This window comes from Lacibacter sp. H375 (assembly GCF_037892425.1).
In the GTDB taxonomy this organism is placed as follows: domain Bacteria; phylum Bacteroidota; class Bacteroidia; order Chitinophagales; family Chitinophagaceae; genus Lacibacter.
The window spans coordinates 2,931,115-2,944,059 of record NZ_JBBKTT010000001.1; the positions used below are offsets into that span (position 1 = coordinate 2,931,115).

General features: G+C 40.0%; 8 protein-coding genes. All 8 read left to right on the forward strand.

Annotation, left to right across the window (positions count from 1 at the left end; all coding sequences use genetic code 11):
* The first annotated feature begins 34 nt into the window (after window positions 1–34).
* The 8 genes from WG954_RS12870 (at window position 35) to WG954_RS12905 (ending at window position 12,941) form a co-directional block, all read left to right on the forward strand.
* The gene (locus tag WG954_RS12870) at window positions 35–889 is read left to right on the forward strand and encodes a LamG domain-containing protein (RefSeq protein ID WP_340437006.1); all 855 of its coding nucleotides are present in this window, start codon (window positions 35–37) and stop codon (window positions 887–889) included.
* Window positions 890–998: 109 nt separating this feature from the next.
* Window positions 999–4,304: a VCBS repeat-containing protein gene (locus WG954_RS12875; RefSeq protein WP_340437007.1), complete on the forward strand. Its 3,306-nt coding sequence runs from the start codon at window positions 999–1,001 to the stop codon at window positions 4,302–4,304.
* A 13-nt stretch (window positions 4,305–4,317) separates the two neighbouring features.
* Window positions 4,318–5,742 carry a glycoside hydrolase family 30 protein gene (locus WG954_RS12880; RefSeq protein WP_340437008.1) on the forward strand — a complete coding sequence of 475 codons (1,425 nt, stop codon included), beginning with the start codon at window positions 4,318–4,320 and terminating at the stop codon, window positions 5,740–5,742.
* Window positions 5,743–5,758: 16 nt separating this feature from the next.
* On the forward strand, window positions 5,759–7,234 hold the full coding sequence (locus tag WG954_RS12885) for a glycoside hydrolase family 30 protein (RefSeq protein ID WP_340437009.1): 1,476 nt from the start codon (window positions 5,759–5,761) through the stop codon (window positions 7,232–7,234).
* A gap of 27 nt (window positions 7,235–7,261) precedes the next feature.
* A complete protein-coding gene (locus WG954_RS12890) occupies window positions 7,262–8,932 on the forward strand; it encodes a glucoamylase family protein (RefSeq protein WP_340437010.1) in 1,671 nt (556 codons plus the stop codon).
* 3 nt (window positions 8,933–8,935) lie between these two features.
* Window positions 8,936–10,279 (forward strand): glucoamylase family protein, encoded by a 1,344-nt coding sequence (locus WG954_RS12895; RefSeq protein ID WP_340437012.1) that lies wholly within the window; start codon window positions 8,936–8,938, stop codon window positions 10,277–10,279.
* A 21-nt stretch (window positions 10,280–10,300) separates the two neighbouring features.
* Window positions 10,301–11,734 carry a glucoamylase family protein gene (locus WG954_RS12900; protein ID WP_340437014.1) on the forward strand — a complete coding sequence of 478 codons (1,434 nt, stop codon included), beginning with the start codon at window positions 10,301–10,303 and terminating at the stop codon, window positions 11,732–11,734.
* Window positions 11,735–11,768: 34 nt separating this feature from the next.
* Window positions 11,769–12,941: a Gfo/Idh/MocA family protein gene (locus WG954_RS12905; protein WP_340437016.1), complete on the forward strand. Its 1,173-nt coding sequence runs from the start codon at window positions 11,769–11,771 to the stop codon at window positions 12,939–12,941.
* Window positions 12,942–12,945 lie beyond the last annotated feature (4 nt).

Genomic DNA, 12,945 nt, shown 5'->3' on the forward strand with positions numbered 1-12,945 from the left:
AATTAAATCATTATTCACTTTAAAAACTATTCTTATGTCGAAAAATAAATTTCAAATTCTTGTAACGAGCCTGCTTGCAGCGATGTTCTTATTCTCTGCATGCCAGAAAATGAACAAACCAGGGTTGGGCGATTATCCAAAAGATACAAACCCTCCGGGGGGGCCACTTAAATTCTACGTGGCATTTGATGGAACAACCAGCAATCCTTTAATGAATGCAGTGGACAGTATCCGAGCAAACTTTGCATCAGACAATCCACTCGCATCGGTTGATGGTGTAAGAGGTAAGGCAGTGAAAGGCGAAAACAAAAAATTCATAAAATACGCTAGGCCAAATGACTGGGCCGATGTTTCAAAAAGTTTCTCTATTTCATTCTGGTATAAGAGAGATGGGCAAACGAAAAACAATGCTGGTACAAATGGTCCGGAGTATATCATGAGTTTTAAATCAAGTAGTGGTCATTGGTCTGGTGCAAGTTTACTGGTATTTCTCGAAGGAAATAATGCGGCTTGTGCAGTAAAAATAATGATAGCAGATAAAAATAATGCTGACAACTGGTTTACATGGGAAGGGGGTAACACTATTCCTGGTATACTTGATAACAACTGGCACCATATCACTATTACATACAATAATGCAAATAGCACCATGATACTGTACAAGGATGGTGTTGCAAATGGCATTACCAAAACCTGGGGCACACATGGCGATATCAATTTCGATGCGAGTAAGATCACAGAAATGAGAGTTGGTTCAGGTCCTGGCACCAACTACGATACAGATGATTGGTTGTCGTCTTCTTTCAAAGGAAGCATTGATCAGATCAGAATGTACAGTTCAGTTCTTACTGCGGCAGAAGTTACTACTCTATTTACAGGTAAATTATAGACACAGCAGTCGTTTAGGTCATAATCAATAGACGGGGCTGCATGTTTATGCAGCCCCTTTTCAAACAGGGTAAATCTTCTTTTCATTCCGTTAGCCTATTCTTTGGTTTATGTATTTATCAAGAAGCGTATATTTTTTTATCACACTTTTTATCAGCAGTATATTGTTTTCCTGTAAGGAAGATGAAAAGTCATTGTTTAAACAAATGGATGCATCTGCAACCGGTATCAGTTTTGTAAATAATCTTACAAATAAAGAACACCTGAATATTCTTTATTATCTCTATTTCTATAACGGAGGAGGTGTGGCTGCAGGCGATATTAACAACGATGGTTTAACCGATCTGTATTTTACAGCCAACACAAAAGGCAATAACAAACTTTATCTCAACAAAGGCAATTTTCAATTTGAAGATATGACTGCTAAAGCCGGTGTAGCCGGCAACAGCGATTGGTGCAGCGGTGTAACTATGGCCGATGTAAATGGCGATGGCTATTTAGATATTTATGTATCGGCAGTTGCACAGTTCAACGATTTAAAAGGACATAACGAATTATTCATTAATAAAGGCAACGGAACATTTGCCGAACAATCGAAAGAATACGCACTTGATTTCTCCGGATTATCAACACAAGCTGCATTTTTCGATTATGATAAGGATGGGGATCTTGATTGCTTTCTTATTAACCATTCAAAACAACCTCATGCAAATATTGTTGACACGGTTAACCGCAACAAACGTGATGCTATTAGCGGCAGTCGTTTATTCAGGAATGAATTAAACAAAGGGCAACAAAAGTTTACCGATGTGTCAGCCGATGCAGGCATCTATCAATGCAATCTTTCTTATGGTCTTGGTTTAAGTGTGGCCGACATGAATAACGATGGATGGGAAGATGTATATGTGGGAAACGATTTTCATGAAAACGATTATTACTATATCAATAATAAAAACGGAACATTTACAGAGAGCGGAGCAAAACATTTTGCACATTACAGCCGCTTCAGTATGGGTAACGATATTGCAGATTACAATAACGATGGACAGCCCGATGTAATTACGGTTGACATGTTGCCGCCTGATGAAAAAACGTTGAAATCCTATGGCAGTGATGAGAATCCGGACATCTACAAAATGAAACTTGAGATGAATGGCTACCAACATCAGTACTCCCGCAATTGTTTGCAAAAAAACAATGGCAGTGGTATCAACTTTAGTGAAGTGGGCTTAATGGCAGGCATATCTGCAACCGACTGGAGTTGGGCACCTCTTTTTGCAGATTTTGATAATGATGGTAAGAAAGATATCTTCATCAGCAGCGGTATTGTAAAAAGACCGGTTGATCTGGATTATATCCGCTTTGTATCAAGTATGCAAGTGAACAAAGGGCTTGATAAAACAGATAAATACGATGATGAAACCATCGGTAAAATGCCCGATGGCAGCAGCCATCCTTTCTTTTTCAAAAATAAAAATGGACATGTATTTGCGGATGTAAGTAAAGAGTGGGGCACAGCAAACATGAAAGGTTATTTCAATGGGGCTGCTTATGCTGATCTTGATAATGATGGCGACCTCGATATTGTCACCAACAACATCAACGCATCTGCAACAGTTTTGAAAAATGAAACAGTCGGCAAAAATTCCCTTACTGTTAAACTGAGTGCTGATAGTTTAAATCGTTTTGGCATCGGAGCGAAAGCATACCTGTTTACAAAAAATGGAATGCAGTATCAGCAATTGATGTTAACTAGAGGGTTTCAATCGGCAGTAGATACACGTTTACATTTCGGATTGGATTCTCTAACAACAGTTGACTCCTTACTAATAATTTGGCCCGATCAATCTTGCCAAACCGTAAAGGAACCCGTCATTAATCAACAACTGAATATTGAAAAAAAGAATGCTGCAGGAGAATTTGTTTACAATCATTATTTTGGTGTACCTGCGCCTTACTTCACTGATGTTACCAATGAGATCAACTGCAATTGGAAACACAATGAGAATGATTTTTTTGATTTTAATGTACAGTATCTCATCCCTCATGCACAAAGTACAAGAGGACCTAAACTTGCTGTTGCAGATGTAAACGGCGATGGACTTGATGATGTTTATGCTTGTGGTGCAAAAGATCAACCCGGCACATTATTGGTGCAACAGGCGAATGGAAATTTTCAATCGACCAACCTTACATTGTTTGCAAAAGATGCCGGGTGCGAAGATGTGGATGCTGTTTTTTTAGATGCAGATGGAAATAAAACGATCGATCTGTTGGTAATAAGTGGAGGAAACCAGCTCCCACATCAGGCGGGTGATTTGGCCGATCGTTTATACCTCAATGATGGCAAAGGAAATTTCACCAGAAAAAATGATGCGTTTACTATTCAATACGAAAACAAATCCTGCGTAGCTGTCGCTGATGTAGATCATGATGGCGATATGGATTTCTTTGTTGGTAATCTTGCCAGCCCAACAGGTTATGGATTACTGAAGCCTTCTTATTTGTACTTGAATGAAGGCAAAGGAAAATTCACGCTGGCTTCTATGCAAATGGCCGATCTCACAAACCTTGGCATTGTTACTGCTGCTGATTTTGCAGATATAAACAACGATGGGTGGGATGATCTGTTGGTTACAGGTGAGTGGATGCCGTTGAAAGTATTCATCAACAACAAAGGGAAATTTATTGCGACCGATGTGCCCGCATCAACAGGTTGGTGGCAAACAATAATGGTTACAGATGTAAATGCTGATGGGCACAAAGACGTACTGGCGGGTAACTGGGGACATAATTCAAAATTATGGGAACGTAAGAACGGTCCATTGAAATTATATGTAAAGGATTTCGACAACAATGGTAAAACAGAACAAATACTTGCTTATACCATTAATGGAGAAGAGTTTCCTTTTCTTGCAAAAGATGAACTGGAACGTGCATTGCCTTTATTGAAAAAAGCTTATCTCACTTATAGTGAAGTGGCAGGTAAAACGGTATCGTATATTTTTTACGATCTGTTTAAAGATTACAAAGAATTGAAAGCGGAAACACTCAGCAGCTCTGTTTTTATCAATGATGGAAAGGGAGGATTTAAACGTTACGATCTTACTGATGAACTGCAACTCGCCCCGGTTATGAGTTTTGCATCTGTAGGTGAAAAAGCTGGTTACGTTGCGGGTGGTAACTTTTACGGTGTTGTTCCTCACGAAGGCCGTTACGATGCTTTGCACCCTTCATTATTCTCATTTAGTGAAACTGCTACAACATTGTATGGAACAATGCCCGCTATCAATGGAGAAGTAAGAGATATGAAATGGATAAATACAACCGGTGGAAATAAACTAATGGTTGTAGCAAGAAATAATCAGCCGTTACTTTTTTTAAAAAGCATCGGTCAATTGCAAACAATGAAATAATAACTATTGAACAATGAAAAAGCGCATACTAAAAGGTGGTTTAATTTTATTTGCAATACTTTCTCTCAATTTTAATTGCAAGAAAAAAGGAGGCGGCAACACGCCCAACACCCCAGGTGCAGAAGTAAATTGGTGGATGACAAAAGGTGATCAGTCTGCTTTGTTGCAAAAACAACCCCCCTTTGCATTTAATAATGGCGGAACGGCTGTGTTAACCATTGATGTAGATAGCGCACAAACTTATCAAACCATCGATGGCTTTGGTTATACGTTTACAGAAGGCAGTGCATTCCTCATTAACAAACTAAGTGCTTCAGCAAAAACCAATCTGTTGCAGGAGTTGTTTGGCACAGCAGATAATGCAGTTGCTGTAAACTATTTGCGTATTGGTATGGGTGCCACAGATCTCAGCACAAAAGTGTATAGCTATAATGATCTGCCAAACGGAGAAACAGATGTTGCACTTACCAAATTTTCGCTTGCACAAGATACTGTTGATGTGATTCCTTTATTACAGCAGATCATAGCCATCAATCCCAACATCAAAATAATGGCAACTCCGTGGAGTCCGCCTGTGTGGATGAAGGATAATAACAGCAGTATTGGCGGACGATTGAAAACACAGTATTACGGTGTATATGCACAATACTTTGTAAAGTATATCCAGGCCATGAAAGCGAAAGGAATAACGATCGATGCATTAACAATACAGAACGAACCGCTGCACGGTGGTAACAACCCAAGCATGTTGATGAACGCAGCAGAGCAGACGGATTTTATTAAAAATCATTTAGGCCCTGCGTTTCAAACAGCAGGCATCATAACAAAAATTGTATTGTACGATCATAATTGCGATCGCCCCGATTATCCTATTGCTGTGTTGAACGATGCTGCGGCAAAACAGTTTGTTGATGGTTCGGCTTTTCATTTGTATGCAGGTGATATTGCAGCTTTGTCAACTGTACATGATGCACACCCCACTAAAAATTTATATTTCACTGAACAGTGGACAGGTGCCAGCGGAAGTTTCGATGGTGATTTAAAATGGCATATCCGCAATGTAATTATTGGTTCAGTTCGCAACTGGAGTAAAGTTGCATTGAACTGGAACCTTGCAAATGATGGAAGTTACAATCCACATACACCCGGCGGTTGCGATCAGTGTAAAGGAGCCCTTACGTTAGACGGGAGCATCACCCGTAATGTATCTTATTATGTAATTGGGCATGCATCCAAGTTTGTGCCAACCGGATCAAAGCGTATTGCCAGTTCTATATCGGGCAATCTTTATACTGTTGGTTTTTTGCGTAATGATGGAAAGAAAGTGTTGATTGCTTTGAACGATGGCTCAACTACTCTTCGGTTCAATATTAAATTTAAAGGAAGTAATGCTAACACCAGCTTGCCGGCAGGTGCGGTAGCAACTTATGTATGGTGAATTTAAAACTACGACTATGAACAGATTATTCTTTATTGCTGCAAGTTGTTTGTTTGCAGCATGCACATCATCCACTCAAAAAGAAAAGGAAACTGTATCAACGGTTGGTACGGGTTTCTCAGTGGAAGGAAAGAAAGTACTTGTGTATTCAACTGCAGACAGTACTGATCTTCGATTATCACTCAACGATACTCTAACCTTTGTTGAAAAAGGTCAGCCGTTCGAAAATGAGATCATGGTATTGTTTGATCCCGGAAAAACTTTTCAATCTTACATGGGAGTTGGTGCAGCATTGACTGATGCATCTGCAGAAGTGTTTGCTAAACTACCGAAAGAAAAGCAACAGGAATTTCTTACTGCACATTTTGACAAAGACAAAGGCATTGGTTATACCATTGCCCGTACCAATATCAACAGTTGCGATTTCAGCAGCGATATGTACACTTATGTGCAGGATGGAGATAAAGAATTAAAATCTTTCAATATCGAACACGATAAGAAATTTAAAATTCCATTGATCAAAGCAGCTATGCAGGCTGCAGGTGGAAGGCTGACTTTGTTTGCAAGTCCGTGGAGTCCGCCATCCTGGATGAAGGATAACAATGATATGCTGCATGGCGGAAAACTGAAAGCCGAGTTCGCTGACAGCTGGGCCATGTATTATACCAAGTTTATTAAAGCATATGAAGCCGATGGTGTTCCTGTATGGGGCATCAGTATTCAGAACGAACCAATGGCAAAACAAATTTGGGAGAGTTGTATTTATACTGCTGAGGAAGAAAAAGATTTCTTGGTGAAACATCTTGGCCCAACAATGGAGAAAGAAGGATTGAAGGACAAGAAGATCATTATGTGGGATCATAACCGTGATTTAATCTATCAACGTGCAACAACTTACTTTAGCGATCCTGAGGTAAAAAAATATGCATGGGGTATTGGATTGCATTGGTATGAAGACTGGAGTGGTGGTGATCAGATGTTTGACAATGTGCGTCGTGTATATGAATCATTTCCCGACGTGCCGATCTTATTTACTGAAGGATGTAATGGCCCGTATAAAACAGAAAATGTTTACCAATGGAAATGGGGCGAACGCTATGGCCGCAGCATGATCAATGATTTTAATAATGGCATGACTGGCTTTACAGATTGGAATATACTGCTCGATGAAACAGGCGGCCCCAATCATGTAAAGAATTTCTGTTTTGCACCAATGCATGCTGATACACGCACCGGTGAGTTGATCTATACCAATGCATATTATTACATCGGTCACTTTTCAAAATTTATACAACCGGGAGCGAAACGCATAAGTGCAGCAGCAAGCAGAAGCCAGTTGTTAACAACTGCGTTTCAAAATCCTGACGGAAGCATTGCTGTTGTAGTGATGAACCAAGGCAGTAAGCCAACTGATTTTCTGTTATGGATCAATGGTAAGGCTGCAACAACAAAAGCACTGCCACATTCTATTAACACGTATGTGATTCAATAAAAGAACGGTTTTTGCTATAACCACAATATGAAGAATGTATTACAATATGGGTTGCTTGTTTGCTTGCTGGTTATAACAGCTTGTAAGAAAAAATCATCTCCGCCTGTGCCGGAGCTGCCAAAGCAGGTAACATTGAAATCGATTAAACTGAATAGTGTTGATTTCAATGATATGCTGTATGGAATTAATCTGCAGCCATCCATCCGTTTACAATTTTCTCAACCAATAAAACAAAGTACGATTGCTGCTGCAGTAAAGCTTTACACAGCAAGTGGTGTTGAAACCGCAGTTACAGCAACACTGCAAAACAATGATTCGGTTTTACTGCTGCAACCAACTTCATTATTAACAAGCATTTCGAAATACCAGTTTAAAATACTTGACGGATTAAAATCTGCATCAGGTGGAAATTTCATTGGTACGGTTGATAATAGTTTTGTTACACAAATTGATTCATCAAGAAAATTTCCTGCTATTACAGATGCTGAGCTGTTAACCAAAGTGCAACAGCAAACCTTCAAATACTTCTGGGATTTTGGTCATCCTACAAGCGGATTGGCAAGAGAGCGAAATACATCGGGCGACCTGGTTACATCAGGTGGTTCGGGTTTTGGAGCGATGGCCATTGTAACGGGTATCAACCGCAATTTTATTACAAGAGCACAAGGCTTGCAACGGATGCAAACCATTGTAGGCTTCTTAAAAAATACTGCACAGAAATTTCATGGCGCTTTTCCTCATTGGTTAAATGGCAATACAGGTAATGTAATTGCTTTTAGCGCAAAAGATGATGGAGCTGATCTTGTAGAAACTTCATTACTGATGATGGGTTTGTTAACTGCCCGGCAATATTTCAATGGCGGAGATGTAGCAGAAACGAATTTGCGTAATGATATTACTGCATTGTACAATGCAGTTGAATGGAGCTGGTTCAGAAAAAGTAATGAACAACAATTGTATTGGCACTGGAGTCCCAATTTCGGTTGGGATATGAACTTGCAAATTCGGGGATGGAACGAATGTTTAATTACGTATGTGTTGGCTGCTTCGTCAACAACTTTTGGTATTCCTAAAACAGTATATGATAACGGCTGGGCAAGAAATGGTGCTGCTGGTTTTGTAAATGGCAATCAATATTTTAATATCACATTGCCGTTGGGCAGTGCATTTGGCGGACCATTATTTCTTTCTCACTATTCATTCCTTGGCATCAACCCAAATGGATTGAGTGATGCTTATGCGAATTATGAAACACAAACAAGAAATCATACACGTATCAACTACCAGCATTGTGTCGCAAACCCAAATGGCCAATATGGATACAGTGATTCTGTATGGGGTTTAACAGCGAGTGATATTCCAAACGGTTATACAGCAAGTTCACCAACGAATGACGTAAGTGTAATTGCACCAACAGCGGCCATATCATCAATGCCATATACGCCAACAGAAAGTATGAAGGCGCTTAAATTTTTTTACTACACGTTAGGAGATAAGTTATTTAAAGAATATGGATTTATAGATGCCTTCTCGTTAAAGCAAACCTGGTTTGCATCTTCATTTCTTGCAATAGATCAGGGACCAATTATTGTGATGATCGAAAACCATAGAAGCGGTTTGTTGTGGAATCTGTTTACAAGTTGTCCTGAAGTTAAAGCGGGGATGTTGTCACTTGGATTTACTGCACCTTATTTATAAAATATGAAGAAAAGTATATTCATAGTATTTGCAGCATTATTTAGTATGCATACTGTTTCAGCACAGAAACAACATGTAAAATTCGATCCGCTGAGCAGGCAAAAGAATTTATCAGACTCCGCATTGCTTGATCTTGTACAGAAACAAACCTTTCGTTATTTCTGGGATTTTGCTCATCCCGTAAGTGGTTTATCAAGAGAGCGTAGTAACGTAGCGTATGAGTATGGTGATGAAGTAGTAACAACAGGAGGAACAGGTTTTGGCATTATGAGTGTGCTCGTGGCAGCAGAACGCAAATGGATCAGCAGAGATACAGCAGCGAAATTTTTATTACGCATGGTGAAATTTCTCAGCAAAGCCGATGCTTATCATGGTGTATTTCCTCATTGGTTAAATGGTGCAACAGGTAAAACAATTCCTTTCAGCCGAAAAGACGATGGAGCAGATCTTGTAGAAACTTCTTATCTAATGCAAGGATTATTATGTGCACGTCAATATTTTAATGGAGATGAAAGAACAGAGAGAGAACTACGTAACCGCATCAACTGGATGTGGAATGATATTGAATGGAACTGGTTTACGAATGGTGGTCAGAATGTATTGTACTGGCACTGGAGCCCCAACAACGGTTGGGCAATGGATTTCCCTGTGCGTGGCTTTAATGAATGCCTGATCATGTATGTATTGGCGGCATCATGCCCCAATGAAAAATACAAAGTAAGCCCGGCAGTGTATCACCGTGGCTGGGCCGAAAGTAATTTCTTTAAAAACGGTAAAGAGTTTTATGGCATTAAACTGCCACTAGGTTTTGACTATGGAGGACCGCTTTTCTTTTCACAGTATTCATTTCTTGGATTAGACCCGAGGGGACTGAAAGATCGTTATGCAGATTATTGGGAGCAAAATAAAAATCACACACTCATCAATCGTGAACATTGTGTTCGGAATCCCAATAAGTTTAAAGGGTATAGTGCAGATAACTGGGGCTTAACAGCAAGTGATACTTACAATGGATATGCGGCACATTCCCCAACTGAAGATCTCGGTACTATTTCGCCGACCGCTGCATTAAGTGCATTCCCATACACACCTGAATATTCAATGCAGGCATTAAAACATTTTTATTTTAAACTCGGCGATAATATATGGAGCGAGTATGGTTTTCTAGATGCATTCAATGAATCAAAGAACTGGGTAGCAAAAAGTCATCTTGCAATTGACCAGGGGCCCATCATTGTCATGATAGAGAATTACCGCAGCGGCTTGTTATGGAAATTATTTATGAGTTGTCCCGAAGTGCAGAATGGGTTGAAACGGTTAGGCTTTGCAAGTCCTGCAATAAAATAAAACGAACGCTTAAAATATATAATGATGTTTCGATTCATTGCCATATTGTTCTTCGTTCAATCAATTGCGTTTGCACAAACACGTTCATTAGGTAAAGGAAAATATGCTGATGGTCCCGATAGTATAGCACCGGTTGGCATCATCAAAGGTTTAACCGATGAACAGTTATTAGAGTCTGTACAAAAACAAACCTTCCGTTTCTTCTGGCATGGTGCACATCCTTACAGCGGATTGGCACTGGAACGAAGCAATACTGTTAAAGCAGAACATTATTGGGATTACATCAATGAAGCATGGGATGAACCGAATTTCAGTAAAACTGAATTTGGAAAAGATGCAGGAGCTATCGGCGGTACAGGCTTTGGTATCATGAGTACGATCGTTGCTGTAGAGCGTGGATGGATCGGCAGAGATACTGCTGTACGTCGTTTGATACAGATCGCTGACTTTCTCATCAATGCCGATTGTTATCATGGCATCTATCCACATTTCATGAATGGGCGCACTGGCAAAACAATCAAGTTCGATCGACTGGATGATGGTGCCGATATTGTTGAGACTTCTTATTTGATGATGGGATTTCTCTGTGCAAGAGAATATTTTGCCAAAGACACACCAAGAGAAATTTACCTGCGGAAACGCATTAACCAGATGTGGGGTGCTGCCAACTGGAACTGGCATACCAACGGTGAAAATAAATTGTACTGGCATTGGAGCCCGAACAATGGCTTTGATATGAACTTTCCTGTCTGGGGTTATAATGAATGTTTGATTACCTACATTATGGCAGCATCATCACCTTATAAAGGCATTAAAAAATCGGTGTATGATGGAACATGGGCGGGCAGCACAGGATTTAAAAACGGTAAAGAATATTACGGCTATGTTTTGCCGTTAGGTAACTACGATAAAGACAAAGGTGGTCCGTTGTTCTTTGAGCAATATACATTCCAGGGAATAGATCCCAATGGTTTAAAAGATTCATTAGGGAACGATTATTTTCTGCAAGGAAAAAATCACACACTCATTAACCGTGCATACTGTATTGAAAATCCAAACAAGTTCAAAGGTTACTCCAATAAATGCTGGGGCTTAACAGCAGGCGATAGTTACAAAGGTTATGTGGCACATAGTCCGGAAAATGATCGTGGAGTTATTCAACCAACTGCTGCCATTTCATCAATGCCCTATACGCCAAAAGAAAGTTTGGAAGCGTTGCGTTATTTCTATTACGAACTCGGGAATAAGATCTGGAGTAAATATGGTTTTACAGATGGCTTTAGTATTCATCATAACTGGTATGCAAAAAGTCATCTCGCAATTGACCAGGGTCCAATTGTTGTGATGATTGAAAATTACCGAAGCGGTTTATTATGGAAATTGTTTATGAATATTCCTGATGTACAGAACGGATTGAAGAAGCTTGGTTTTACATCGCCGTACATAAAGGGATAAAAATTTTTTCGGAAATGAACTTCAAACGTTTGCCATGAACGAACTACAATCACGTGAACAGTTTTTAAAATCAACCGCAATGGCTGCAGCAGCTTTGCTTGTTTCTTCATTAGAAGGTTGGGCGTCTGCGTTACCTGAAAAGAAATTACGTGTAGCAGTCATTGGTTGCGGTAGCGTAAGCAATCGATACATCCCTCAACTTTTATCATCGAAACTAATTGAAGTAGTAAGTCTGTGCGATATAAAATACGAACGTGCTGTTGCGCAGAATAAAGAATACAAAGTAAATGCGGCAACTTATCGAACTATTGATGAGCAATTAAACGGAGTTTCGTTTGATATGCTTGTGACACTCACCGATATGCAGGTGCATGGCGAACTAAATAAAAAAGCGTTGCTTTCCGGCAAACATGTGTGGAGCGAAAAGCCAATGGCAAATACGTACAATGAAGGCAAAGCGTTGCTTCTTCTAGCAAAAAGCAAAAAGCTTCGTATTTGGGGTGCGCCTGCGGTTGTAAATAGTCCTCAGTTTGCTTTTATGAGCAAGATGATACAGGAAGGAAAGCTAGGACGCATTGCAAGTGCACACGGACAGTACGGGCACACGGGTCCAACATGGAGTGCTTTTTTTTACGAAAAAGATGGTGGCAGCATGCCCGACCTTGGTGTGTATAATATGGCAACGCTTACAGGTTTGCTTGGGCCTGCAAAAGCTGTAATGGCTATGACGAGTATTGTGAAACCTGACCGAACTGTTGATGATAAAGGAAAAATAAAAGTGCAGGCAGAAGATAATGCGCATGTGTTGTTAGAACATGATAAAGGCGTCATCAGTCATATCATGTGTGGGTTTAATTATTTCGATCCACATGGACATGAAGCAGGTAATCAAACATTGCACTCCATACAGATTTACGGCGATTATGGTAATATGCGTTTGATTGGTTACGATTGGGAAACGAATGGTGTAATGCTCGATACATCGTGGGATAAACCTGCAGTGCTGATGTGCACAGACAAAGGCGGTTATGAATGGCAGGAAGGCGCACGGGTAACAGGCGAAAGTATAGTGAACGGAACGGAGCCACGTATTAATGTGGAGCATGCTTTGCATGTATTGGAAATTATTGAAGCAGCACGAAAGTCATCTGCAACAGGAATGAAAGTAAAACTGAAAAGTTCGTTCCCATGGCCAATGGTGAAATAGAGAA